Source organism: Pseudoxanthomonas indica (assembly GCF_900167565.1).
Lineage (GTDB): Bacteria > Pseudomonadota > Gammaproteobacteria > Xanthomonadales > Xanthomonadaceae > Pseudoxanthomonas_A > Pseudoxanthomonas_A indica.
On record NZ_FUZV01000001.1, the window covers coordinates 524,652 to 550,407 of the forward strand.

The 25,756-nt window shown below is 64.4% G+C and carries 22 protein-coding genes and 2 tRNA genes; 5 read left to right on the plus strand and 19 right to left on the minus strand.

Annotated elements, in window-relative coordinates:
• Window positions 1–41 precede the first annotated feature (41 nt).
• The 7 genes from B5X78_RS02415 to B5X78_RS02445 form a co-directional block, all read right to left on the minus strand.
• Window positions 42–887: a hypothetical protein gene (locus B5X78_RS02415; RefSeq protein WP_139381362.1), complete on the minus strand. Its 846-nt coding sequence runs from the start codon at window positions 885–887 to the stop codon at window positions 42–44.
• Window positions 888–915: 28 nt separating this feature from the next.
• Window positions 916–1,290, minus strand: a complete 375-nt coding sequence (locus B5X78_RS02420; protein ID WP_176140758.1) for a response regulator — start codon at window positions 1,288–1,290, stop codon at window positions 916–918.
• Between the two features lie 80 nt (window positions 1,291–1,370).
• Window positions 1,371–3,350, minus strand: a complete 1,980-nt coding sequence (locus B5X78_RS02425; RefSeq protein ID WP_079722885.1) for a M14 family metallopeptidase — start codon at window positions 3,348–3,350, stop codon at window positions 1,371–1,373.
• 190 nt (window positions 3,351–3,540) lie between these two features.
• Window positions 3,541–3,975 carry a hypothetical protein gene (locus B5X78_RS02430; RefSeq protein ID WP_079722886.1) on the minus strand — a complete coding sequence of 145 codons (435 nt, stop codon included), beginning with the start codon at window positions 3,973–3,975 and terminating at the stop codon, window positions 3,541–3,543.
• 315 nt (window positions 3,976–4,290) lie between these two features.
• Complete coding sequence (locus B5X78_RS02435; protein ID WP_079722887.1) at window positions 4,291–4,707, minus strand: hypothetical protein; 417 nt, start codon at window positions 4,705–4,707, stop codon at window positions 4,291–4,293.
• A 396-nt stretch (window positions 4,708–5,103) separates the two neighbouring features.
• On the minus strand, window positions 5,104–5,373 hold the full coding sequence (locus B5X78_RS18765; protein ID WP_229731009.1) for a DUF4279 domain-containing protein: 270 nt from the start codon (window positions 5,371–5,373) through the stop codon (window positions 5,104–5,106).
• 4 nt (window positions 5,374–5,377) lie between these two features.
• Complete coding sequence (locus B5X78_RS02445; protein WP_079722888.1) at window positions 5,378–5,671, minus strand: hypothetical protein; 294 nt, start codon at window positions 5,669–5,671, stop codon at window positions 5,378–5,380.
• A gap of 305 nt (window positions 5,672–5,976) precedes the next feature.
• Here B5X78_RS02445 and B5X78_RS02450 point away from each other — a divergent pair, with 305 nt between their 5' ends.
• Together B5X78_RS02450 and B5X78_RS02455 are read left to right on the plus strand one after the other, a co-directional pair.
• Entirely contained in the window at window positions 5,977–6,207 is a 231-nt protein-coding gene (locus B5X78_RS02450; protein ID WP_079722889.1) for a SymE family type I addiction module toxin, read from the plus strand.
• Window positions 6,208–6,790: 583 nt separating this feature from the next.
• Window positions 6,791–7,267, plus strand: a complete 477-nt coding sequence (locus tag B5X78_RS02455) for a hypothetical protein (RefSeq protein WP_079722890.1) — start codon at window positions 6,791–6,793, stop codon at window positions 7,265–7,267.
• Between the two features lie 50 nt (window positions 7,268–7,317).
• On the opposite strand, the gene B5X78_RS18320 is transcribed toward B5X78_RS02455, so the two are convergent.
• Together B5X78_RS18320 and B5X78_RS02460 are read right to left on the minus strand one after the other, a co-directional pair.
• Window positions 7,318–7,743 carry a hypothetical protein gene (locus B5X78_RS18320; RefSeq protein WP_139381363.1) on the minus strand — a complete coding sequence of 142 codons (426 nt, stop codon included), beginning with the start codon at window positions 7,741–7,743 and terminating at the stop codon, window positions 7,318–7,320.
• A gap of 132 nt (window positions 7,744–7,875) precedes the next feature.
• Entirely contained in the window at window positions 7,876–8,901 is a 1,026-nt protein-coding gene (locus B5X78_RS02460) for a polysaccharide deacetylase family protein (protein WP_176140759.1), read from the minus strand.
• On the opposite strand from B5X78_RS02460, the gene B5X78_RS02465 reads away from it, so the two are divergent.
• The gene (locus B5X78_RS02465; protein ID WP_079722892.1) at window positions 8,900–9,814 is read left to right on the plus strand and encodes a glycosyltransferase family 2 protein; all 915 of its coding nucleotides are present in this window, start codon (window positions 8,900–8,902) and stop codon (window positions 9,812–9,814) included. The genes B5X78_RS02460 and B5X78_RS02465 overlap by 2 nt on opposite strands.
• Before the next feature lie 63 nt (window positions 9,815–9,877).
• Here B5X78_RS02465 and B5X78_RS02470 read toward each other — a convergent pair whose 3' ends face one another.
• Together B5X78_RS02470 and B5X78_RS02480 are read right to left on the minus strand one after the other, a co-directional pair.
• Window positions 9,878–11,275 carry a TIGR03013 family XrtA/PEP-CTERM system glycosyltransferase gene (locus B5X78_RS02470; protein ID WP_079722893.1) on the minus strand — a complete coding sequence of 466 codons (1,398 nt, stop codon included), beginning with the start codon at window positions 11,273–11,275 and terminating at the stop codon, window positions 9,878–9,880.
• A gap of 237 nt (window positions 11,276–11,512) precedes the next feature.
• The gene (locus tag B5X78_RS02480; protein ID WP_176140760.1) at window positions 11,513–13,093 is read right to left on the minus strand and encodes a right-handed parallel beta-helix repeat-containing protein; all 1,581 of its coding nucleotides are present in this window, start codon (window positions 13,091–13,093) and stop codon (window positions 11,513–11,515) included.
• Window positions 13,094–13,364: 271 nt separating this feature from the next.
• Between B5X78_RS02480 and B5X78_RS02485 the strand changes: the two genes are divergently transcribed.
• Window positions 13,365–13,441, plus strand: a tRNA-Arg gene (locus B5X78_RS02485).
• A 277-nt stretch (window positions 13,442–13,718) separates the two neighbouring features.
• Here the strand turns inward: B5X78_RS02485 and B5X78_RS02490 are convergent.
• The 8 genes from B5X78_RS02490 to B5X78_RS02525 form a co-directional block, all read right to left on the minus strand.
• Window positions 13,719–13,811: transfer RNA gene (locus B5X78_RS02490), tRNA-Ser, on the minus strand.
• Window positions 13,812–13,884: 73 nt separating this feature from the next.
• Window positions 13,885–14,091 (minus strand): carbon storage regulator CsrA, encoded by a 207-nt coding sequence (csrA, locus tag B5X78_RS02495; protein ID WP_079722896.1) that lies wholly within the window; start codon window positions 14,089–14,091, stop codon window positions 13,885–13,887.
• 143 nt (window positions 14,092–14,234) lie between these two features.
• Entirely contained in the window at window positions 14,235–16,883 is a 2,649-nt protein-coding gene (alaS, locus tag B5X78_RS02500) for an alanine--tRNA ligase (RefSeq protein ID WP_079722897.1), read from the minus strand.
• Between the two features lie 110 nt (window positions 16,884–16,993).
• Window positions 16,994–17,488, minus strand: a complete 495-nt coding sequence (gene recX, locus B5X78_RS02505; RefSeq protein WP_079722898.1) for a recombination regulator RecX — start codon at window positions 17,486–17,488, stop codon at window positions 16,994–16,996.
• A 31-nt stretch (window positions 17,489–17,519) separates the two neighbouring features.
• Window positions 17,520–18,557 carry a recombinase RecA gene (gene recA, locus B5X78_RS02510; protein WP_079722899.1) on the minus strand — a complete coding sequence of 346 codons (1,038 nt, stop codon included), beginning with the start codon at window positions 18,555–18,557 and terminating at the stop codon, window positions 17,520–17,522.
• A gap of 175 nt (window positions 18,558–18,732) precedes the next feature.
• The gene (lexA, locus tag B5X78_RS02515) at window positions 18,733–19,365 is read right to left on the minus strand and encodes a transcriptional repressor LexA (protein ID WP_079722900.1); all 633 of its coding nucleotides are present in this window, start codon (window positions 19,363–19,365) and stop codon (window positions 18,733–18,735) included.
• Window positions 19,366–19,485: 120 nt separating this feature from the next.
• Window positions 19,486–19,977: a CinA family protein gene (locus B5X78_RS02520; protein ID WP_079722901.1), complete on the minus strand. Its 492-nt coding sequence runs from the start codon at window positions 19,975–19,977 to the stop codon at window positions 19,486–19,488.
• A 103-nt stretch (window positions 19,978–20,080) separates the two neighbouring features.
• Entirely contained in the window at window positions 20,081–22,708 is a 2,628-nt protein-coding gene (locus tag B5X78_RS02525; protein WP_079722902.1) for a TonB-dependent receptor, read from the minus strand.
• A 312-nt stretch (window positions 22,709–23,020) separates the two neighbouring features.
• On the opposite strand from B5X78_RS02525, the gene mutS reads away from it, so the two are divergent.
• The gene (gene mutS, locus B5X78_RS02530) at window positions 23,021–25,624 is read left to right on the plus strand and encodes a DNA mismatch repair protein MutS (RefSeq protein ID WP_079722903.1); all 2,604 of its coding nucleotides are present in this window, start codon (window positions 23,021–23,023) and stop codon (window positions 25,622–25,624) included.
• Window positions 25,625–25,756 lie beyond the last annotated feature (132 nt).

Sequence of the window (25,756 nt, forward strand, 5' to 3'; positions counted from 1 at the left end):
ACAACGACCCTAAGCAAAATCGGGAGCGGCCACAAGCTGCGTCACATCACCACATAGGGGCTCGAACACACCTCAGGCGTTGTGGCCAGACGCGGAGAATGCTTGAAATACAGCTGGCAGGTGCGCTCGGCCCAGTGCTGCGCTTGCTGGATGTCCTGCGGTGAGGGAGCCGGCCCCCTGCTGGCAGGCAGGTAATCCAGTCGGGTCGAATAGGCCTTGTCCGAAGCCGCCAGTCTGAGCAGTCGGTTGAGTTCCAGGATGGACGGAAGATCGCTGCCCAACACCGTCCCCGGCAACGGCATGCCATCGGTGCGGTAGCGGCGGCTGGCATGCAATAACTCGGCCATGCGCCAGTCACCCCGCTGCATGCCTGCATTGATGTACTTCGTGGCCTGCACTTCGTACTCGCGCCGCTCGTCAGCGGTCAGCGGCGTGGTCAGTTTGAATTTTCCGTCGACAAGACACAGCTGCGCCTGCTGGTTGCCTGCCGCGGCGGCATCCCGCGTCGCACGAAACCACGTATCTTCCGTCACCCGATTCGGACCGCAGGCCGTCAAGCTTTTGCTGGCACGCGTGAGCTCGGGCGTCAGCCTGGCAATCCTGTCCTTGCACGACTGCAGGTAGTCGGCATGCAGGATGGGATCGGCGCCTACCGAGTTGACTTTGCACGCATCGAACTGCGACACGATGGTTTCGACGGCACGCGATGCCATCGCGCATTCCCTGGCTTCCTCGAACACCAGGTCCACCATCGACTTCGCATGATCTGGATTCGGCTGCTGCTGCGTGACGATCTTCGGGGCACGCGCCGCTACGCTACTGTCGCGGGGTGAGGCTTCATCGGCTACGGCGACCGTCGGCGACTCCCTTCCCCCGGATTTCCCCATCCCGGAGCGGATGCTACCTCACGCGGCGCTAGCCGGCCTTGAGCGTCAAGGTACTGAGCGTGCGCAGCATGTCCCGGGGCCGATAGGGCTTGAACAGGAACGGACGGCCGCGGAACTCGCTCGGCACCGCGGTGCCGGGCGTGCCCGACATGAACATGAAAGGCACGCCGGCGATACCCAGCTTGCGCGCCACCGGGAACACCAGGTGGTTGTCCACATTGACATCCAGCACCGCCAGATCGAACTCGCGCGAACGCGCCAATTCGAGCGCCTTGCGCACGGAGTTGGCATGTACCACGGCATGTCCAAAGCTGCGCAGCAAATCGGTCGTCACTTCGGCCAGGGCTGCGTCGTCTTCCACCAACAGCAATCGAGCCTGCGTCGCAGGCTCGTGTTTCGTCATCATCATTGCTACATCGCCGCTCAGCGGATGATTTTGACAGCCGAAGTGTGAAATTCCGGTTGCACAGCTGAACACTTCCCTCACGGTGGACACCGCTCGATCATCGCCAACGCCGCCTGCACGTTGTTCTTGGCCACCGCATCGCGACTGGCCGCGTTCTGCGGATAGAACATCTGCGGGATGGTGCCGACCGGGCAGCCACCACGCTCGGCCACCGAGAACGATTCGATCAGCACCGAGAACGTGCCCTTGTCCTTGTACATCCAGTCATTGGCATCGCCGTACACCGCATAGCCCGGGTAGGAACAATTGTCGACCGAGGTGAGCGAAGGAAAACCGTCCTTGACGTTGGTGTAGGCCGAGGCCGACGCCATCGACTGGGTCAGGTGGTTGAACGGCACCTCCTGCCCGGGGGTGATGCCGGTGGCGGGCGCGATGGGCGCATGCCCCATCGGATGCCCAACCACGCCGCCGAAGCTGTGCCACGACAACGCGCACACCAGGCCATCCACCTCGCGCTTCTTGCGGGTCAGGAACTGGCTGTGCGCCAGCCCGCGCACCGCCTGCGTTTCCACTTCGGAAAAACCCGCCATGCCCGGGTAGGTTTCGCTGTCGATCATCAGGTTGCCGGTGGCGGTATCCACGCCGGTATTGCCGACGTTGGGCAGCGTCTTGCGCTGCGCCGGCGGGAAGGTGCTGACGTGCGCAAAGCCGTAGTTGCGGTTGATGTCGATGCCGCAGCGCCCCGGATCCTGGCCCTTCTCAAGCCGCGTGTTCTTGCGCCACGTCACTTGGTTGGACACCGCGCGGTCATAGCCGTTGGGATTGACTACCGGAATGACCCACACCTCGCGCTTGTCCACCAGCTTGCGGATGGCCGGGTCGCTGGCATAGCCATCGGTCAGCGTGTGCAGCAAGGTCAGCGTGTGGGTGCCGGTGATCAGTTCGCGTGCATGGTGCACGCCGAGGAAGGCGATTTCCGGCTCGGGATCATTCTGATCCGGATTGGCCGACACCTTGAGCGCGTAGATGCGTCGCCCGCCCTTGGACTCGCGGCCCGCGCAGGTGTCCTGCGTCTGCCCGCTCCAGTAGAACAGGCGCACCAGCAGCGGGCCGGGATTGCCGTCGTACTGGTCGGCAATCTTGTACAGCTCCTGCTCCAGTTCGGCGTAGGTGGGATACAGCCCCGGCGAGTTGTGCGGGTTGTAGAGCGAGCGCTGCATCAGCGCCGCCGACGGGCGGATGGCGCTGTGGGTGATGCGCGCCGTGACATCCGGATACGGCAGCTGATTGGCCAGCGTCGCCGGGAACGCGCCACCCTTGCGCATCTCCTGCAGCGCCGCGCCCATTTCCGCGCTGTAGGTGATGCCGATCAACTCGCCCAGCCCGCCTTTCAATGGCGGCCCGTTGGGCGGCTGGTCGGCCGTGTAGGCATCGAAGTCGCCGATGCCGTCGCCGTTGCTGTCCGGATTGTCGGGCGCGGATTTCAGCTGCGCTTCCAGCGTGTCGCTCAGACCGTCGAAATCCGTATCCACGGTTTTGACCACCGGATCAAAGCCGTAGTAACGGTTGAGGTCTTCGTCGAAATCGCTGTAGCCGTCGCCGTCGGTATCCACGCTGACGGGATCGGAGCCGATAGCCTTTTCGTGCGCGTCGGTCAGACCATCGCCATCGCGATCGCTATCGGCCTCGATGAGGCGGAAGCCGAAGTCGGCAAAGCGGTCTTCGAAGCCATCGACAAAGCCATCCTTGTCGGTATCCGGATCATCGGGCTTGGACCGCATCGCGTGTTCGCGATCATCGGTCAGCCCGTCCTTGTCCGCATCCGCCCCCGGCGTCTGGAACCGATCCGGCTTGCCGCCGCTGGCGTCAGCGGTGGGCAGAGAACCGAAGCCCGTGCCCGCCTTGGGTGGCGTGGCCTGCTTGCCGGGGCAGCCGGCCAACAGCACGGCCGCGATGGCCACGGCCATCAGCGACAGCAAACGCGGCGTGGCGATGCCCGCAGGGCGGAAGGAGTGATGAAGAAAGTGTTTGCGCAGTTGCGGCAGCAAGCGGTCCATGGGGGCCTCCTCTGGCGTCCCATCGCGTGTTGCACTCCGGCGCAGCAAGCCGCGGCCAGACGCGATCCATGGTGGATCCTCCCTGCTTGAATTTAGAACGGGCTCGCGTGGGCGAGTCGGCCATCGGTCAGCGCGGATGGGCTGAGGCCGACGTCTTGCGCCACGAAGGAATCCGTTATCGAGCGCTACCTCAGGCCGGCATGCCGACGGCGATGATCGCCTGCAAGGCGATACCCATGGCAATGGACAGCAACCACAGCGCCGTGCCCTCGAACCACCGTTCCAGCTTCTTGGCGTTGTGCTGCGAATACCCCAGCTTCTCGCCCCGGCGCAGGATGTCGTGGTGGTGGCGAATCCGATCCATCAGCGAGAACTGCACGAAGAAGGCCAGCAACGCCGACAGAAACATCAAGCCCGCCGAGATCATGATCTTCAGGAAGAACCGCTTGTCGACGTCCACGAACTGGATGAGCGCAATCAAGCCCGCCGCAGCGGTCATCGCGATGGTGCCCAGTTGCTTTAGGTAATCGAAGGACAGCGTGACGGCGGTGTCCAGGGACACATGCGCCGTGGGTTCGGCGGCGTGCTGTTGCGGTGAGGAAGCCTGCTGTGAGGATGATTCCATCAAGAACTCCGTATCCACGGGGTCAGAACAGCCATGGTCAGGCAGAAGCGTCGTAGCTTGGAAGGCTATCCGGCCAGGGAAGTCGGGAACCACACCACGGACAGTAGATGATCGCGACCGGGCCCAGGGTGTAGAAACCAGGCGACGCCAAGAACCTGATGAGAGGTTCCGGAGCCGGCGGGACTTCGCCTATGTCTATCCCAAGCTTGGCGGCAAGGGGCCCACGCGCAGCCTCAGCCTCGTCGCGGTCGCGACTGAAAAGGGGCCAGGTTGTGGCAGCAGTGGGTCACCTTGCCTCCAAGACTGAGCGACGGCTCAAGCAGCCGGCTTGTACGCGCCGGCCAACCCGACCTTGTAACCCGCTGCCTTCAGGAACGCCGTCGCCTTACCGTTCACTACCAGCAACGTCAGGATGTTGATCAGCGGGATCAGCAGCGCAATGAAGATCAGGACCTTGCTGATGCCGGACCAGTCCAGACCACCGCCAATCTTCAGCACGCCGAAGATGCCCAGGATGAAAGCAAGAATCCGCACGCCCCAGGAACCCAGCAGCAGCGTTCCACCGAGCTCCGGCGACACCCCGTAGGCGGGCGCGGCGATAATCACGCCGACAGCCAGGATATTCAGCAGCACGGCAAAAATGACAATCTTCTGCCCACGCGCCACCTCGCTGGCCTGCAGATCGCGGCCGTGATTCTGATTGAACTGCAAACCACCAAAGTTCTGTTCCATGAACCCTCTCCCCTCTCGTTGGACAACCAGATTGACTGACCTACACAAGCGCCCGTTAGCGCGAGCACTGCACGCAGACGAACAGGAAGATGCAGAAACCGACGACTCCCCTTGGCATCATTGCCTCCCCCACTCCTGCCGGCGAACCGCCTTGCGGCGTTCGCCCCGACTCCAGGCGCCCTGCAGGCAGCCTGTCCCTTTGAGTTCGCGCAATCCTATCCCGGCTCAGACGGGGCAACAAGCGATGCAATCAATCGTCCGTATGGTGGTAGACATCCAACACCAGCTTGATTCCCCGGTCTGCCAGTTGGCCCATCAGTTCTGGTGAAAACTCCAGCGCGTCGTTGGACGAGCCCAAGAAAACGCCACAGAACATATCCAGCTCGTATCTGGAACTCAGCTGACTCCACACCGCTGAATCCTGGGAAGCTTGGACAAAATCTCCGTGACCTGCGCAGGTATGTCCTCCGGCCGCCTGTCCGCTGCCGAAAGTCGCCAGCTCCCGGTCTTCTCGATGTAGCGCTGTCCCGTCTTCCGCCCTACGCGGGTGTCGCCTTTGGCGTATGAGGCCGTCGGTTCGCAGCCAACAAGCGTTGTCACCTCGGTGGGAACGAGATCGTCCCCGAAGATTCGCAGTGCGACGATTGAGTGTTCGGCTATTCCCATGCGTTCAAACTCCCGTTACATCCGTCGAGCTGTCAGTGAGCCCGAGCCCATCAAGCACCAATGCCACTGCCTGCCCTACTGAATCAGCCACCTGGCGCAGATTCGTCCCTGTACTTTCGACCAGGAATGGCGCGTCACCGCTTGGCGACTCCAACTGTATCTCGATGGAGCTGGTGGGGTGCTGGAAGAACCAGAGCCCGTCGTCGTCAGCACCCGGATGTTTGACCACCCACTGCTGGTGAGACACATCGGGATTGCACAGCTGGAGCTTCCGGATCACCTGATCAATGTCGCGCATGCTTGCACTCCGCAATGATGAGTGGCTCGGACTTACGCTTCGTCTGTGGGTCGTGCTTGCCGCAGAACCACTGCGTGTCCCGACCAGAAGTCCCCTACCCCGCACTAGCTAATTCCCTACACGCCAGTCGGACTTTCACCCGGCCTCCGACGCGGCATTCCCTGATATCCCCGGCCGCCCCCCAGCCGCTACGGTGGCCCTGCCAAGTGGCGTTTTCGCACACGCCATGCGGCAAAACAAGCGCGGGCCGCAGGTGGTGGAACACCTACGGCCCGCTAACCACCAACAGCTAATGGGAGCTATCAATGGCTAAGCCCAATCCTAAAACACACACGCCCAAGCGTGCACGCACTCTCGCCATTTCCACCCTCTACAGTCATTGTCGCGAAGACAAGGAGAACCACTACTCCACCTATATCCGCGTGCCCTACATACGCATCCGCGGCGCCTGGCTGCAACAAGCGGGCTTCTACATCAACAACCGGGTACGCGTGGAGCTGAAACGACGCGGAAGGCTGGTGATCACCCAGATGTAGGCCCCACACCCCGGCTCCGGCCGGGGTTTTTGATTGCGGAACAAGCAAAAGGCTGCCCGCAAGGCGCCAGAACCAGCGCGAAGAGCACTTTTCCTTGCAACCGGACCTCCGAGCGTGGACGGCGGTGCTCCGAGCTCCGTCGGCGATGCTCCGAGCTTCGTCAGCGGTGCTCCGAGCTCCGTCGGCGATGCTCAGAGCTCCGACGGTGATGCTCCCGGGCATCGACCGCGAAGCAAATCTCTTCACGCGCCAACCTATTTTCCTCGCACTCAAAGCTTTCAACTTCGCGCGCAAAGCAATCTTCGTTACGCGTGAAGCTCCCGACCTTGCGGCTTGACTCAACTTGCTTGCGCGTCGTTCGTATAGCTCTGCCGTTGGCAAGGCAGGACCAGGTCAGCAGCAGATAGACCTTGACGGGGCGAACTCCGCCCCTGCAAAACCTGCGTAAACCTATGAGCCTGCAAGCGCTTGGACGCAGGCCCGCCCACCATCAACGTGCAATGTGAGACGACGTGACACGAACCGCCCCCTAGAGTCGGCACGCGGGCAATGAAGCCCGTCTTGCACCTTTAAGGAACGTTCCATGAAACAGAACCGCATCCACCTGGCCCTGACCTCGCAGTATCTGGAAGAGCAAGTCGACAAGGCGCTGGACACGCTGGACGCCTTCACCCACGGCATGATTTCTCTCACGCCGGAGGAGCGCAAAGGCATGACCAAGATGGGCGACAAGTCCGAAGCCTTCTGCCGCCTGGCCATCGACGTGTTCAAGCAGAACGAGAACATCCTGCCCAAGACCTTCGACATGGAGGCCTACCTGCTCGACTTGGCCACCCTGGACCTGCTGCGCGCCCGACTCGTACGCCTGAACCGCATCTCGCAGATGATCTCCGACACCGAGATGGCCCTGGGCAGTGACTTGATGGTCAACAGCCTTGAGGGGTATTCGTATCTCAAGATCGCGGGGAAGAGTTTGGGGTTGGATGATCTGCGGGAGCAGATGGGGGCGAGGTTTAGTCGGCGTGCAAAGAAGAACGCTGATGTCATGCCCCAACATTGATTACGCAGGTCGACGACGCAAACATCAAAGGCCGCGCACGCGCGGCCTTTTCATTTTGACTCATCACAAACTTGTCGAATGAGCCTGGAAAGTGCGTCCTCAGTGAGCCTCGACGCTGCGGTGAATGTCGCCATCTGGACGCTGGCCTCTCCAATGCGGCGACCCTCCCAATACTCCAGGTGGATGGAGCCGCATCCACTGCAGCGCAATTCCGGGCTCAAGTTACTGCCGTGCACTGGATCGGCCAACGCCGCCAGCACTCGCCAAAACTGCGACGAATCGGCGACTTCATTTGAAATTCGCTGCGGAAACTCTTCAAACGCACTGGCGATGGCGAATACCTTGCCATTTGTACTGGCAAGAATCGTCTCGCCATACGCGAAGTTGCCGAGCGACGGATGCGGAAAGACACATCCGCACTGTCGGCACTTTGCCTCGAACGTCGCGACAATCCTGAGCGTGCCTTCGCTGTTCAATGTTGAGGACCCTCGCGGCCCTTGGTCGCCAGTCGGCGGACGGCCCACATCAAGCTGGCAGCCAGGAAGATGCCACTAGCGCGACGGCCCCATACGCGTACTGACTTCCGTCGTGGTAGTTAACGACGCGGATCACGCTGCCAATCGCTTTGTGCCTCTTCGGAACAGATAGAGCGCCAACAGATCCGGCCTGAACCTCCCCGACCGATCTACGACCGTATCCGTCTCAAACCCCGTCCTACCCAACAACCAACCCACCCCACGCTTGGCCGGGTTCAACACCGGCACACTGGTAAACACCAGCTCGTACCCCGCCTCGCGCGCCTTCTGCGCAATGGCATCGTCATACGACCCATGCGGGAAGCTCATCGACTCCGCACTCGGCTGCGCCTGCCCCAGCGTCGCGGCCAGCGATGCACGCGCGCCGCCCAGTTCCGCGTCCAGATCTTCGGCGTGCTTCATAGGGCTGTGGGTCTTGCCATGCAGGCCCAGCGCCACGCCGCCGGCTTCCAGGCGTTGCAGTTCGTCCACGTCCACCATGTGGCGCAGGCCATCGTCCAGCGCTTCCATGAAGGGCGCGAGCAGGGTCTGCCGCGTGGCGGCGGGCAGGCCTTCCAGGCGGGCGATGACCTGGCGCAGGTCGGCCATGCTCTCGCCCTGGGGGCGCCAGCCATCGGCCAGGTGCGGCTGCAGGGCGTCGGCCAGTTGCCGCACGGTGATGGCCTTGCGGCGCAGGGCGGCAATCAGTCGTTCCTGGAAAAACGGCTGGCGCGTGCCCACGGCATCGGCCACCACGAACAGCAGCGCCGGCAGGCCGGCTTGCTGCAGCGCGGGCAGCGCGTAGTCGGCGTTGTCGGCCCAGCCGTCGTCAAAGGTAATCAGCAGCGCGCGTGGCGGCAGCGGGGTGCCGTGGCGGCGGCTTGCCAGCACCTGCGCCAGTGACACCACGCTGTAGTGCTTCTTGAAGAAGCGCAGCGACTCGGCCAGCCAGCCGGTGGCCAGGGTGTAGTCCGGGTCGCAGGTCTGCCAGCGCGGATCGTCCGGGCTCAGGGTACGATGGAACATCACCACCGTCAGGCTGTCCGCGTTGCGCACGCGGTGGTACAGGCCAAGCAGGCCGCTGGCGTAGAACAGCTTTTTGGAGAGATCCTTCAGCATGGCGCGTTCAATCGAAGTTTCCGCAATCATACCCACCTACAACCGGCGGGAGCTGGTGATACGCGCCATCGAAACCGTGCTGGCCCAGACGCGCGCAGTGGAAGAAATCATCGTTATTGATGACGGCTCTACGGACGGCACCGGCCACGCGCTGCAGGCGCGTTTCGGTGACCGCATCCGTTACGTGTGGCAGGCCAACGCCGGCGTGTCGGCGGCGCGCAACCACGGCATGCGCATCGCGCAGGGCCGCTACTTTGCGCTGCTGGACAGCGATGACGAGTGGCTGCCGGACAAGACCCAGGTGCAGATCCAGTGGCTGGAAGCGCGCCCGGACTACGGCATGGTGGTGTGCGATGTGCAGCGGGTGGATCGCGATGGCGCAGCCATCGATGTGTTCCACCGGCGCGAGGTGATTCGCGAGGATGGGCGGGTGCTGCGCTACATCATCCACAACCCGGCGCTGGCGCCTGCGTCGGCGATCCTGCGGCGCGAGGTGTTTGAAGATGTGGGCGGCTTTGACGAGTCGCTGCGCACCGCCGAGGACATCGACTTCCATCTGCGCATCGCCCAGCGCTGGCCGATTGGCGTGGTCGAGCAGCCGCTGGTGCGCGCCATGCGCGGGCACGATGGCCTGTCGGCCGAGTCCAGCACCTACGACGATTACGTGCGCGTGGTGGAAGCGGCGGTGGCGCGTGCGCGCGGCGAAGTGGACGCGCGCGAGCTGGATCAGGCGCTGGCGTCCACCTATGCACGCAATGCGCGCGGCATGATCATCCGCGGGCGTTGGGGCGATGGCTGGAAGCTGGCCCGCAAGGCCTGGGGTTTGGCGCAGGAAGGCGATACGCGCAAGGAACTGCTGCGGCTGGCGCCGTTTGCGGCGCGGCGTGCGATTCGCCAGTTGCTGCCGGGCTGATTCCCTCCTACAGGGATCCGTGCTCCGCGGGTTGAAGCCGGATCCCTGCACCACCCTGCAACCTCAGCGCGCGCCGCGGCCGAAGAGCACCACTTCCACGGTCTGCAGCAGGATCATCAGGTCGAAGACCAGGCCGTGGTTCTTGACGTAGAACAGATCGAACTTGAGTTTTTCTTCCGCATCGCTGACCGAGGCGCCGTACGGGTAGCGCAGCTGCGCCCAGCCGGTCAGGCCTGGCTTCACGCTGTGGCGCACGCCGTAGTAGCGGATTTCGTCGTTGAGCATGTCCACGAAGTGCGGACGCTCCGGGCGCGGGCCGACAAAGCTCATGTCGCCGCGAATCACCGCCACCAGTTGCGGCAGTTCGTCCAGGCGGGTCTTGCGGATGATCTTGCCGACGCGGGTGCTGCGGTCGTCGTCCTTGCTGGCCCACACGGCCACGCCGTCTTTCTCGGCGTCCACGCGCATGCTGCGGAACTTGGTGAGGGTGAAGTGGCGGCCACGTTCGCCCACGCGGGTCTGGCTGTAGAAAATCGGGCCGCGCGATTCCAGCTTGACCGCAATCGCGGTGAGGATCATCAGCGGCCAGGCCACCAGGAACAGCGCGCAGGCGGCCAGCAGGTCGAAGAAGCGCTTGCTGAGGCGGCGCGGGGTCGAATAGTCGAAGCCGCCGGAGAACACCAGCCACGAGGGGTCGACCACGTTGAGCTGGACCATGCCGGCTTCGCGTTCGAAGAAGCTGGACAGGTCCACCACCGAGACGCCGCGCTGCACGCACAGCAGCATCTCTTCCATCGGCAGGCCGCCGCGACGTTCGTCGGGGGCGATGACCAGTTCGTCAATCTGCAGGCGTTCGGTGAGCTCGGCCAGGCCGCGGTCATCGGGCTGCACCAGCAGTTCGTCGCGCACCATCACCGCCTGCCCCGGCACCGGCACGAAGCCGACGATGATGAAGGTGCGGCGATCGGATTCGCGACGCAGGCGGGAGTTGATGAGGTCCGCGTTCTTGCCCGCACCCAGGATCAGGATGCGCTGCTTGAGCACGTCCGACTGGAACAGGCGCACCCAGGTCAGCCGCACCAACGCCACGCCGATGAAGGCGATGGTCAGCGCCATGGCCAGCACGCCACGGCCGATATAGGTGGGCGGAATCAGGTAGTACAGGACCACCAAGCCGATGCCGCCAAAGGCAAAGGACAGGGTGATGCGCAGCAGGAAGTCCAGGCGGGTGTGGCGCACATGGACCTGGTACAGGCCAAAGGCCGCCATGGCGCCGGTGATGAACATCGCCACCAGGATCGAGCGCAGCGGCGCCTGTTGGGCGAAGACGTCGTGGTATTCGGGGTCGTTGTGGAAGCGGATCCAGGCGGCGGTCATCACCGCAATCACCAGCACGATGGCTTCCACGATCCACAGCATGCGCGCGGCGCGCGCCTTGCGGCTGGCCAAGTTGCTCTTCATGGCGTGCGCACCGCGAGGATCCGGCGGTGGATCTGCGTAATGGTCCGGCCTGCGCCGGCGGTGTCGGTCCCGCTTTGCATACTGCCCCCTGATACGAACTGCCTGCCCTGCCCCACGGCATCCCTGGCGGTCTGCCTGTTTTTATCAACGGGGGAAGGTGCGGGTTCCGGCCAAAACGGCCGGGCAAAAAAAACGGCGCGGGGAGCCGCGCCGTTCTTCTTGTTGCTGGGGCCGGGGTCAGGGGCTGGCCGAGCCGCTGCTCTTGGCCGACGAGGCGCGCTGCTTGTAGGCGGGGCGACGGCTGCCAGAGCTGGTGGCCGGGGCGGTGGACGACTGGGCCTTGGCATTCTGCGCGGTCGGGGTGGAAGTGGCGGCCGCAGGGGCTTGGCCGGGCACCATCGGCTGGGCGCCGTTGGCCATCTTCTGGGTGGCCGGGGCGTCGTCTATGTCGACCTGTTCAAATGCACCGATGGCGATGCGGTTGTTGGGCACCAGACGGGCATGGCGGTCGTTGATGGCCAGCTTGACGCGCTTGGGCGGGTCGTAGGCGGGCAGTTTCTGCGGCGTGGGGAACGGGAACGCAGTCGGGGTGACCGGGTTGTTGTTGCCCCGGGCCAGCAGCGGGCTGCCGGCGCGCGGACGCAGGTTGCGCTGGGCGATGTTGGTGAACATGGGGTCGGCGCCGCGGACGGTGCCGGTGAGCTCGGCCGGGACCAGGGTGGCGCCGGTCTGCACCCAGTTGTTGCTGCCGGCGACCTTGCGGCCGGCGGCCCAGGGTTCGCGGCTCTGCGGTTCGCAGACGTCGGGGGCGCCGACTTCGCTGGCCGGGTTCTCGCGCAGCAGCGCCGGGGCGCTGTTGGCGGCGGTCTGGTAGAGCACGTTGTTGTGCATTTCCACCGAGCCCACGCCCAGTTGCACCATCAGGCCATTGGCCACGCCGGCGCGGTCGAACAGGATGGTGTTGTTGACCAGGCGCACACGGCCCTGGCTGCGGCCATCGAGATCGCCGCCGGCACGGATGGCATTGCGCCAGGAGTTGGTGGCGACGATGACGTTGCCGACTACGTCGGCGTCCTCGCGCTTGAGGTTGGTGGTCCAGCCGGATTTCTGGGTATCGCAGTCCGGGCCGATCAGTTCGATGGCGCCATACATCGGGTTCTCGAACCAGTTGTAGTAGATCTCGCTGCGCTCGGAGCGCGTGCGCATCAGCACGCCGCCGGTGGCGTCGTGGATGTAGTTGTAGCGCATGCGGAACACGGCGCCGGGCCAGGTCACTTCATCGGTCTGCATGTAGATGGAGTGGCGGGTGGTGCTGGCGCCGGAGCGTGCGACTTCGCTGTATTCCAGGGTGAAGCTGCCGGAGTTCTGGTCCGCGCCCAGGATGCCGTGCGAGGGGCAGTCGTGGATGTAGGCGTCACGCACGGTCACGTTGTGCGCTTCGCTGAAGATGCAGGTGGAGCTGCCGCCGGTGACTTCAAATCCTTCGAACACGATGTGGTTGGATTGTTCGAACTTGATGGTGTGGGTGCCGCCGCTGAGGATCGGGCGCTTGGCGCCGGCCACCCGGCGCCAGCGGATGGTGACGGGAGCGGCCGCGGTGCCGCTGTCGTCATCACCCACGATGATGTTGCCCGAGTAGGTGGCATTGCCGTCCACTTCCACGATGTCGCCAGGCGCCAGGTTGACGCTGCGGAACAAGGTGGACAGCTGGGTGTATTGGCGTCCGGACGGACCCACCGTATAGGTGGCAGCTGCCGCACTCAGCGGGACAGCCGCAAGCAGCCCGAAGCCGAGCATGGATTTGGAGAAGCGCTTCAAAATTGGAACTCCCGAAAATTCTGGTGTGTTCCCCCTGTGGGGATATTGTCGCGGCCACGCCGTGAAAGGCTCGCTAAGCGGCGTGCGCAGGCCCGGTTCGGCCTGCGACGTGCGCCACATTCCCGCGCCCGGATGCAAAAAGCAACGCAGTTGAGTACGGGAGGATGGGCAAAAACCGGCCTTATCGTGGGGTTTTTGCTGCTTCCGGCCCGGTCCGGCAAAAAATTATTGACGCGTGAAAGTGGTTCGTGCAGAATTCCGCTTCTGATGCGCGCCCGTAGCTCAGTTGGATAGAGTACCTGGCTACGAACCAGGCGGTCGGGAGTTCGAATCTCTCCGGGCGCGCCATTTTTGAAGCAGGCTGACGAAAGTCAGCCTGTTTTTTTTGCGCGTGTGGTTTGCATTGGATTGCGGCTGCAGAAGCGAAAGCAGGAGTGTTGGAGCGGAAGCTGCGCTGTCGCGCGATTGAGGAGTGAGAGGGATTCACTCGCCGCTTGCGCGGCTCGCCCTTCGGGCGGCTTCGCCGTGCAACCGCTGCGCGGTTGTCGAACCCGCAAGGGTTCTCATCAAAACCTCTCACTCCGCCAAACACAAAAAAGCCCCCTTGCGGGGGCGTTTTTGTGTCTGGCGGAGTGAGAGGGATTCGAACCCTCGATAAGGCTTTTGACCCTATACTCCCTTAGCAGGGGAGCCCCTTCAGCCGCTCGGGCATCACTCCGGGATTTCCCGCTCGCAGACTGGCTGGAGCGGCCGCATAGGATAGCGGCACTCGGCAGCTACGGCAATCGGAATCAGTTGGCCGAAGAGTCTTCGCCGGACGCGGTGCCTGCGTCCTCGCCGCGCTGGATGCGCTGGTAGATCTCTTCGCGGTGTACGGCAACGTCCTTGGGCGCGGTGATGCCGATGCGCACCTGATTGCCCTTTACGCCGAGCACGGTCACCGTGACCGAGTCGCCGATCATCAGGGTTTCGCCGACGCGGCGGGTCAGAATCAGCATGTTCTTTCTCCTTGTTCCGGCAAGGTTAGAGCCGGGGCCGCATTCGCGCACCGAGGCGGGCGCGAATGCTTCCAGATGGGTTCATCGTCGTGACGATGGTAATGGGGGTGGAGTGGCGCCCGCAAGCAGACACGTGGGCCAGCTTACTGCAAACGCTGCGAAACCCAGTCGTGGACACCCTTCAACGCAGACACAAGGGCGGGCCCGTCCTCACCACCACCCTGGGCGAGGTCCGGGCGACCGCCGCCCTTGCCTCCAATCTGACTGGCGATATGTGAGAGAAGTTCCCCCGCCTTGACCTTGCCGGCGGCGTTGCCGTTCACGCCAGCCACCAGGGCGGCTTTGCCATCGCTGGTGCCGGCCAGCACGATCACCGCATCCCCCAGTTGTTGCTTGAGTCGGTCCATCGCATCGCGCAGGGCCTTGGCATCGAAGCCTTCCAGTCGGCTCGCCAGCACGCGCACGCCGTTGACGACCTGCGCGGCACCGGCCAGGTCGGCGGTGGCGCCGGAAGCGGCCTTGGCTTTCAGCGCTTCCAGTTCGCGGTCCAGCTTCTTCTGGCGATCCAGCAAGGCGCGAATCTTGTCGACCACGTCGGCGGCGCTGCCGCCCAGCAACTCGGCGGCCTGATCCAGGCGGGCTTCTTCCTCGTCGACGTAGTTCAGCGCGCCCTGCCCGGTCACCGCTTCGATACGACGCACGCCGGCCGACACGCCGCCTTCGCTGACGATCTTGAACAGTCCGATGTCACCGGTGCGGCCCACATGGGTGCCGCCGCAGAGTTCGGTCGAGGTTTCGCCCATGCGCAGCACGCGCACATGCTCGCCGTACTTCTCGCCGAACAAGGCCATGGCGCCGAAGTCGAGCGCTTCCTGCATGCCCATGTTGTGTACTTCGGCCTGGTGGTTGGCACGAATCTGGGTGTTGACCCGACGCTCGATCTCGGCGAGTTCGTCGGCGGTCATCGCCTGGAAATGCGAGAAGTCGAAGCGCAGGCGATCCGGCGCGACCAGCGAACCCTTCTGCTGGACATGGGTGCCCAGGACTTCACGCAGTGCGGCGTGCAGCAGGTGGGTGGCGGAGTGGTTGAGGATGGTGGCGCCACGGCGCTCGGCGTCGATGGCGGCGCTGACGCGGTCACCCACCTTGAGGCTGCCACGGGTGACATTGCCGACATGGCCATGGAACTGGCCGGCGAACTTCTGCGTATCGGTCACCACGAACTCACTGCCCTCGCCCGTCAGCCGGCCGGTGTCACCGACCTGGCCACCGGACTCGGCGTAGAACGGGGTGCGATCGAGCAGGACGACCGCGTCATCGCCGGCCTCCACGCGATCCACCGGACGACCGTCTTTGAGCAGGGCGACCACGCTGAGGCCTTCGGAAGCCAGCTGCTCGTAGCCCAGGAAACCGGTGGGCTTGAGTTGCGCGACCAGGTCGGCCGGCAGGCTGGTGCTGGACGCGAACTTGCCGGCTTCGCGGGCGCGACGCTTCTGCTCTTCCATGGCGGCTTCGAAGCCTTCCATGTCCACGCTCAGACCGCGTTCGCGCGCGATGTCCGCGGTCAGATCGACCGGGAAACCATAGGTGTCGTACAGGCGGAACGCATCGGTGCCGGCAATGACGATGCCGGATCGTCCGGCGATGTCGTCGAAGATGCGCATACCGGCATCCAGTGTCTCGGCAAAGCGTTCTTCCTCGGCCTTGAGTGCACGCTCGACCAGGTCACGGGCGGCCGGCAGTTCCGGATAGGCATCACCCATCAAATCGGACAGCGTGCCGACCATCTTGTGGAAGAACGACTGGCGCACGCCCAGCATCCAGCCATGGCGCAGGGCGCGGCGGATGATTCGGCGCAACACATAGCCGCGGCCTTCGTTGGAAGGCAGCACGCCGTCGACAATCAGGAAGCTGCAGGCGCGGATGTGATCGGCGATGACGCGCAGCGACTTGTTTTCCAGGTCGGCGGTGCCGGTCAGTTCCGAGGCCTTCTTGATCAGCGCCTGGAACAGATCGATTTCATAGTTGCTGTGCACGTGCTGGAGCACGGCGGTCAGACGCTCCAGACCCATGCCGGTGTCGACGCAGGGCGCCGGCAGCGGAATCAGGCTGCCGTCGGCCTGGCGATCGAACTGCATGAACACCAGGTTCCAGATTTCGATGAAGCGATCACCGTCCTCGTCCGGCGAACCGGGCGGGCCACCGGCAATATGGTCGCCGTGGTCAAAGAAGATTTCGGTACACGGACCGCAGGGACCGGTGTCGGCCATCTGCCAGAAGTTGTCCGAGGCGAACGGTGCACCCTTGTTGTCACCAATGCGCACGATGCGCTCGGCGGGAATGCCGATGACCTTGTTCCAGAGCTCGAAGGCCTCGTCATCGGTGTGGTAGACGGTGACCAGCAGGCGATCCTTGGGCAGCTTCCAGACCTCGGTCAGCAGTTCCCAGGCCCAGGCAATGGCGTCTTTCTTGAAGTAGTCGCCGAAGGACCAGTTACCCAACATTTCGAAGAAGGTGTGGTGGCGCGCGGTGTAACCCACCGAGTCCAGATCGTTGTGCTTGCCGCCCGCGCGCAGGCAGCGCTGGACGTCGGCGGCGCGCACGTAGCTGCGCTTCTCCGCACCGAGGAAGACGTCCTTGAACTGGACCATGCCTGAGTTGGTAAACAACAGGGTGGGATCATTGCCCGGGACCAACGGTGCCGACGGCACGATGGTATGGCCCTTGCTGTTGAAGAAGTCCAGGAAGTCCTGGCGAATCTGGCGGGTGCTGAATTTGGGGGAGCTGGTCATCGGGGCTGGCGTTTGGCTGACGGGCGCATCCAGACGCCGCGTTCCCAGCAGATGCGGGCGCGGGCCGACTGATGCAACCCAAGAACCCTAGATTAACAGGCCAGCCCGGCTCAGTCCTCAGCTTCCCAGCGGGTGGCCCGCTGGATGCTGTCGCCGGCGAAGCCCCGACGCACCAGCAACTCGGCGGCTTTGCGCCGCTGGGTGGGGTCGGTCAAGCCGGCCGGACCGAAACGGCGACGGACGAGGTCGCACGCCGTTTCGGTCCAGTCGCCATCAAAACTTGCCAGGGCGGTCGCGATGGCGTCGCGATCCAGCCCGTGGGTGGCCAGCTCCGCGCGGATGCGCAGCGGCCCGTACCCGGTATTGGCGCGGCTGCGGACCAGGAACTCCGCAAAGCGCGCATCGTCTTGCCAGCCATCGCCGGCCAGGCGGTCAATCGCGGCGGTGGCCGCTTCCGCATCCACGCCGCGCACTGCCAGCTTCCGCGTCAGTTCCTTGCGGGAATGCTCGCGCCGGGTCAGCAGACCCAGCGCGCGTTGCACGGGTGTCGGTTCGGGCCGACTGCGACGTCGGCGCGAACCCGATTCGTCCGGTGGCGTTGTCATGTCACCTGCCCGCTACCCGCCATGTTGCGGATCAGTCGTCCTTGCCGTCGTCGTCGTCTTCGCTGCGCGAGGCTTCGGCCGGCTGGAACTGCTCGCGCAGTTCGGCTTCCAGTTTGGTGGCCAGCTGCGGGTTCTCGCGCAGGAAGGTACGGGCGTTGTCCTTGCCCTGGCCAATGCGCTCGCTGCCGTAGCTGTACCAGGCGCCGGACTTCTCGACCAGCTTGGCTTCCACGCCCATGTCGATCAGTTCGCCCTCGCGACTGATGCCTTCGCCGTACAGGATTTCGGTGACGATCTGCTTGAACGGGGGCGCCAGCTTGTTCTTGACGACCTTGATCTTGGTCTGGTTGCCGATGATCTCGTCGCCCTTCTTGATCGCGCCGATGCGGCGGATGTCCAGGCGCACCGAGGCATAGAACTTGAGCGCGTTGCCGCCGGTGGTCACTTCCGGGCTCTGGCCCGGCATCATCACGCCGATCTTCATGCGCAGCTGGTTGATGAAGACCACCAGGGTGTTGGAACGCTTGATGTTGCCGGTCAGCTTGCGCAGCGCCTGGCTCATCAGGCGGGCCTGCAGGCCCGGCAGCTGGTCGCCCATCTCGCCTTCGATTTCGGCCTTGGGGGTCAGCGCGGCGACCGAGTCGATGACCACGATGTCGATGGAACCCGAACGCACCAGCATGTCGGCGATTTCCAGCGCCTGTTCGCCGGTGTCCGGCTGCGAGACCAGCAGGTCATCGACATTGACGCCCAGCTTGGCGGCGTAGATCGGGTCCAGCGCGTGCTCGGCGTCGATGAAGGCCGCGGTGCCGCCCTTTTTCTGGCATTCGGCAATGGCCTGCAGGGTCAGGGTGGTCTTGCCCGAAGATTCCGGACCATAGATTTCCACCACGCGGCCCTTGGGCAGGCCACCAATGCCCAGCGCGATATCCAGCATCAGCGAGCCGGTCGGGATCACTTCCACCGGTTCGATGACGCGATCACCCATGCGCATCACCGAACCCTTGCCGAACTGGCGCTCAATCTGGGTCAGGGCCACTGACAGGGCGCGCTTTTTGTTCTCGTCCATTTTCCGGTTTCCTCAAGGAGTGATGCGTTGAATGTGTGGCGTGCAAGGTACGGGTGAGTAATCGCACAGACTGCGACCACCCGCCGTTGCAAGGAAATTTATCGCGGTGGTGGGTTCTGCAACATCGGAGAAGTCCGCGTGCTGCTGTCGGTGGATTCCGAACCGGTACCCGCGATCACCGGTTCGGCCTCACCAGGCCGCAGTACAGGCCTTCGATGGCGAAGTCCTGGTCCGGCAGCACTTCGATCGGCGCGTAGTCGGGATTGCGGGGCAACAGGCGAATGCGGTCCTTGCCGATCTTCAGCAGCTTGATGGTGATCTCGTCATCGATGCGCGCCACCACGATCTGGCCCGAGCGCGCGTCGCGGGTGCGATGCACGCCGACCAGGTCACCGTCGAAGATGCCCTCATCGCGCATGGAGTCGCCCTTGACCCGCAGTAGGTAGTCCGGGGCCGGTGCGAAGAAGGCGCGATCCATCAGCACCACGTCGTCGGTGCCGGCGTCGGCGCCAATCGGCGAACCCGCTGCCACGCGACCCAGGATGGGCAGGCGCAGGGCATCGTCGGTGTCCTGCACGATCGGATGGGCCGGCTCGACCGAATGCACCAGGCGGATGCCGCGCGCCTGCCCCGGCACCCGGCGGATAACCCCAGCCTGTTCCAGCGCTTCCAGGTGGTACTGCGCGGCGCGCACGCCCTTGAAGCCGAAGGCGCGGGCGATCTCGGTCTGCGAAGGCGGCGCGCCCTCGGTCTCGATGCGCTCGGCAATCAGGGCAAGGATGGCTTGCTGGGTATCGGTCAGGTCCATGGTTAGTAGTATTACTACTAACGCCATGTAGGTGCAAGCCCCCTGCCCCCATCAATCTCCCGCGGCCCGCGAATCCGCCTCCCGGCCCCATACCAAGGACCGGCGACGCAACGCCATCAATCAGATCGCCTGCAACCCATTCAATGCCGCCGCCACCGTCTGCCGGCGCACGGCATCGCGATCGCCGCCGAAGTGGAAGACCTGCGCGCGGGCATAGCCACCACGCCGCTTCCAGCCAATCCAGACCGTGCCCACCGGCTTGTCGTCACTGCCGCCGCCCGGGCCGGCAATGCCGGTCACCGCCACGGCGACGCTGGCGCCGGAGTTGACCAGCGCGCCGGAGACCATCTCGATCACCGTCTCGCGGCTGACCGCGCCATGCACTTCCAAGGTCTGCGGGCGCACACCCAGCAAGGCCTGCTTGGCTTCGTAGCTGTAAGCGACCATGCCGCTGTCGAACCAGTCCGAGGAGCCGGCGATGTCGGTGACCGTCTTGGCGATCCAGCCGCCGGTGCAACTCTCGGCCGTGACCAGGTGATCGTGCTCGACGCGCAGTCGCGCGCCGACCTGTTCCGCCAGTTCGCGGAGATGGGCTTCGTCAGGCAGGGTCATGGCAGTGGGCGGCATGGGGAGCGTGTGTTGTAACGCATATCCGCCAGCCTGTCGCGGCCGAAGGGTCGTACCGGTTTCCCGGCACGACCCCAGGCGCAGTCCATCAGTAACGCAGACGCAAGGTCATGCCGTACATGCGCGGCGCGCCCAGGAAGGCGTTGTAGGTGTTGAGCGGATCGCCCGGACGCGAGGTGCCCACGGCCTGCAGCGGACCGTCGAAACCGACCTGCACGTAGTCTTCGTCGGTCAGGTTGTTGGCCCACAGTTCCAGCATCCAGCGGCCGTTCTGCGAACCCAGGCCGAAGCGTGCGTTGAACACCGTGTAGGCGTCCTGCATCTTCTCTGCGTCCAGGTCCGAGCCAGTGTTGTACTCGGACATGTACTTGCCACCGATGTTGAAGCGACCCATCAGCGTGCTGCCCATGTCCCATTCATAGGTCACCGAGGCCGAGCCCGACCACTTGGGTGCAAAGCTCATCTGCGCACCCGGCAGCTTGTACAACTGGCCCGGATAGGTGAAGTCGCCACCCGGGATGTTGTCGCCGTACTGGGTGTCGGCGTACATCAGGCCACCCTGCAGCATCAGCCCCTGCACGCTCTTGGGCTGCCACAGGATTTCCGTGTCCACGCCCTGCGAGACCACTTCAGGAATCGAGCGCACCACGAAGCTGGTGCCGAGGAAGCTGTTGAGCTGGAAGTCCTCGTACTTCTGGTGGAACAAGGTGGCGTTGAGCAGCAGGTTGCCTTCGGCCCAGGTGGTCTTGGCGCCCAGCTCGTAGCTGTCGACGAACTCACCCGGGAACGAGGTGTCATTGACCGGGAAGATGCCGGCGCCACCACTGGACAGGCGGTTGGACGACTGCACGCGATCCAGGTTGAAGCCGCCGCCCTTGTAGCCGCGCGCGGCCGAGGCGTAGGTCATCACGTGTTCGTTCCAGCGATAGGCGCCCTTGATCGTGCCGGACCATTCCTTCTCTTCGCGCTCCTGCTGCGTGCTGCGGCCGTTATGCAGTGCGTTGGCCCAAGGCAGACACATGTAACCGGCGACCTGCGGCGCCACTGCGCCCAGGATCTGCGCCTGCACCTGCGCCGGCAACATGGCGAAGCCGGGAATGCGCGCGGCCAGCGCTCCGCCCACCCGCGCCGCCGGATTGGCCAGCGTGGCGCCGCAACCGATGCTGCCGTTGGGATTGCTGTAGACCGAGTCGAGCTTCTTCTTTTCCTGGGTGTAGCGCAGGCCCAGGGTCAGATCGAAGGCATCGGTGGCATGCCAGGTGTTGTTGGTGAACAACGCCGTGCTCTTGGCGTTCTGCTTGTAGTGATCCAGCGCACCCAGGCCGGCGAAGTTGGTGCCGTAGGGCTGGCCGCTGACCTGCGAGAGGAACAGCGCCGGATTGCTCATGTCCACGGTCAGACCGAACGGGGCCAACTGTTGCGCCAGGCCGCCCAGCACCATGTTGCCCACCAGCGAGGACAGGTACGGCTCGTAGGCCGGGCCGATGCGGTAGGTCTCGGTGCGCTTCAGATCCTCGTCCGAATAGAACGCGCCGAACATCCAATCGATTTTGTCGGTCGAGCCGGTCAGGCGGAATTCCTGGCTGAAGGTCTCGAAGCCGGTGAACGACTCGTCCTCGTCGGCGACGCGGTAGAGGATGTCGGCGGTGGTGAAGTCGTAGTCCAGGCCGTTGATCGCCTGCCAATCGCGGAAGGCCGTGATCGAGGTAAACGTGGCGCCGCTCAGCGCTTCCGGTTCCCAGTTGATCTCGGCCGAGATGCCCTTGTCCTTGATGTCCTGGGTGGTCGGGCGGTTGCTGTAGGCCACGCGGTCGAACGGATCATCGCCCGGCGCGGCAATCGCCTTGCCGCCACCGGCTACGGCGTTGATCACCGGCGCGGTGCCGCCCACCGTGGTCTGCACGGCGGTACAGCAGTTTTCCTCGCGGCTGGTGTAGTCGGCAGAGAGCAGGATCTCGAAGGTGTCGCTCGGCTCCAGCAGCAGCTTGCCGCGCAGGGTGTGGAAGTTCTGGTCGTAGTCATCGGTCTCGGTGCGCGGACCATTGCCGGTGCGCACATCCATCCAGCCATCGCGCTTGCGCTTGGCGGCGTAGATGTTGAAGGCCGCGCGATCGCCCAGGGCATCGTTGTAGCTGCCGGCGATGCCCATGGCGTTGTAGTTGCCGGCGGTCACTTCGCCTTCGGCCGACTGGGTATAGCTGGGACGACGGGTGACCACGTTGATCACGCCGGCCGAGGTGTTTTTGCCGAACACGGTGCCCTGCGGTCCCTTCAGCACCTCGATGCGTTCCAGCTGGCCGAGATCGCCAAAGCCGACGCTGTTGCGCGGACGGTAGACGCCGTCGATCACCACGCCCACCGACGATTCCAGGCCGACGTTGTCACCCACCGTGCCGATGCCGCGGATACGTGCGGTGGTGATGGCTTCGCTCTGGGTACTGGTGACGGTCATGCCCGGCACCAGCACCTGCAGATCCTTGATGTCGCGCACGCCGGTGTCCTGCAGCAGTTGCTCGGGCAGTGCCGTGACCGCGATCGGCACATCCTGCAGGGCTTCCTCGCGCTTCTGCGCCGTCACCGTCATGGTGGCCAGGGTGGTGGCCTCTTCCGGCTTGGGTTCGGCGGCGGGCGCTTGTTGCTGCGCGTAGGCGTTGGCGGACAACGCGGCGAATACGGCAAGCGCGAGCGTGCGGTGCTGCAGTTTGGCTACGACCATCGGTTTCCCCTCCCCAGGGCAATGTTCCAGCGTAGTGAGCGTTGGTGAGTAATCGTCTTCGGTGGTGCTGTTCCCGTGCAAAAGGCAGTGCGCGCAACGCACTGCAAAAACCCCGTTCCAGGCGAAGCTAACATCGCTGGCGCAGCGGCGCATTTTGCAGCGCACCCATACCTGAGCCAGCGGAAAAGCACGGGAAATTAAGCACGCGCGTGCGGAAATGCCGTTACTCCCTTCAGGCAGACGCTACAATCGCCGCTTTGACGAACCACCAGCGCCTCCGTGAGTGCAGACAAGCAGGAACACACCCCTCTCATGCGCCAGTTCTTCGCCGCCAAGGCGGAGTACCCGGACCTGCTGCTGTTCTTCCGCATGGGCGATTTCTACGAGCTGTTCTATGACGACGCGCGCAAGGCCGCGCGGCTGCTCGACATCACCCTGACCCAGCGCGGCAACTCGGCCGGTGCGCCGATCCCCATGGCCGGCGTGCCGGTGCATGCCTACGAAGGCTATCTGGCGCGACTGGTGGCGATGGGCGAATCGGTGGCGATCTGCGAACAGATCGGCGATCCCGCGCTGGCCAAGGGCATCGTCGAGCGCAAGGTGGTGCGCGTGGTCACGCCGGGCACCGTCACCGACGAGGCCCTGCTCAACGAACGCCGCGATACCCTGCTCATGGCCGTTGCTCGTGGGCGCAAGGGCTACGGGCTGGCCTGGGCCGATCTGGCCGGCGGCCGTTTGCTGGTCAACGAAGTCGACAGCGATGACGGCCTGGAAGCGGAGTTGGCGCGGCTGGAGCCGGCCGAAGTGCTGGTGCCGGACGAAGACGGCTGGCCGGGTTTCCTGATGTCGCGCCATGGGGTGCGTCGACGCGCGCCCTGGCTGTTCGATGGCGAGAGCGGGCGTCGCCAGCTGCTGCAGTTTTTCGGCGTGCGTGATCTCAACGGCTTCGGTATCGAAGGCCTGCAGCGCGCCACCGGCGCCGCCGCCGCGTTGTTGGGTTATGTGGAAGAAACGCAGAAGCAGCGCCTGCCGCACTTGACCGCCATCACCTTCGAGCCGGCCAGCGACGCCATCGCCATGAATGCGGCCACCCGCCGGCACCTGGAACTGGATACGCGCATCGATGGCGATCAACGCAACACCGTGCTGGGTGTGCTGGATTCAACCATCACGCCGATGGGTGGCCGACTGCTGCGGCGCTGGCTGCACCGGCCGCTGCGTGATCGGCAGGTGCTGGCGCAGCGCCACCAGGCGGTGCAAAGCCTGACGGACAGTGATCGCTTCGACAGCCTGCGCGAGTCGTTCCGCCGCCTGGGCGATGTGGAGCGCATCCTGACCCGCGTCGCGCTGCGTTCGGCGCGACCGCGCGACCTGTCCACCTTGCGCGACGCCCTGCTCGCCCTGCCCGGCATCCGCGCACAGCTGGAAGGTGGATCCGGGCTCCCGCCCGCGGCCAAGGAAGTGCTGGAATCGCCGCGCCTGCGCGCCTTGCTGGACGAATTGGGACAACACGATGCCATCAGCTTCCACCTGCGCGAAGCCGTGGCGCCGCAGCCGCCGCTGAAGATCAGCGATGGCGGCGTGTTTGCCGATGGCTTCGATGCCGAGCTGGATGAACTGCGCCGCCTGAGCACGAATGCCGATCAGTTCCTGGTCGAGCTGGAAGCCCGCGAGCGCGAAGCCAGCGGCATCAATACGCTCAAGGTGGGCTACAACCGCGTCCACGGCTTCTACATCGAGATCAGCAAGGGCCAGTCCGAGCGCGCACCGGTCCACTACACCCGCCGCCAGACCCTGACCAATGCCGAGCGCTACATCACCGAAGAGCTCAAGGCCTTCGAGGACAAGGTGCTGTCGGCGCGCGAACGTTCGCTGTCGCGCGAAAAGCTGCTGTACGAACAGGTGCTGGACACCCTGCAGGACGAACTCGCCGCGCTCAAACGCTGCGCGGCCGCACTGGCCGAACTGGATGTGCTGGCCGGCTTCGCCGAACGCGCGCAGGCACTGGACTGGTCTGCGCCGCAATTGGTTGACACGGCGGAACTGAGCATCGAGCGCGGTCGCCACCCGGTGGTCGAGGCGGTACGCGATGAACCGTTCGAGCCCAATGACCTGCATCTGCATCCGGGCCGACGGATGTTGATCATCACCGGCCCCAACATGGGCGGCAAATCCACCTACATGCGACAAAACGCACTGATCGTCCTGCTGGCACATATCGGCAGCTTCGTGCCGGCGCAGCGCGCGGTGATCGGCCCGATTGATCGCATCCTCACCCGCATCGGCGCCGGCGATGACTTGGCGCGCGGCCAGTCCACCTTCATGGTGGAAATGGCCGAGACCAGTTACATCCTGCATCACGCCACGGCGCAGTCGCTGGTGTTGATGGATGAAATCGGCCGTGGCACGTCCACTTACGACGGCCTGGCCCTGGCCGATGCCGTCGCCCGCCACCTGGCCCACGACAATCGTTGCTACACCTTGTTTGCCACCCACTACTTCGAACTGACGGCGCTGGCGACCGAATCGGTGGAAGGCGGCGAAAGCGGTATCGCCAACGTCCATCTGGATGCCGTCGAGCACCACGACCGCGAGCAGGGTGAGGTGCTGGTGTTCATGCATGCGGTCAAGGACGGCCCGGCCGATCGCAGTTTCGGCCTGCAGGTCGCTGCGTTGGCCGGACTGCCAAAGACCACCGTGGCGCAGGCGCGCCGGCGGCTGGCAGAACTCGAACAACGCGGTCGCCAGACCCAGGCATCGAGCATGGCGCCGGACGCCTTGGATGCGCCGCATCAGATTGGCTTGTTCCAGGCGCAGGAATCAGCGGCGAGCGAGGCCTTGGCTGCGCTGGATCCCGATGAGCTGACACCCAAGCAAGCGCTTGAAGCCCTCTACCGCCTGAAGTCGCTGCTGTAGGAGAGGCTGGACCCGACGTCTGTCCGTCGAGGGCAAGCCCCGAACCTTCCCCACCCGTGTGCGTTGTACTTGCAGCGCACACGCGGTGCGTGCATCCGTCCTTCGCCTCACACTGCCGGCGAGCTTGATTGC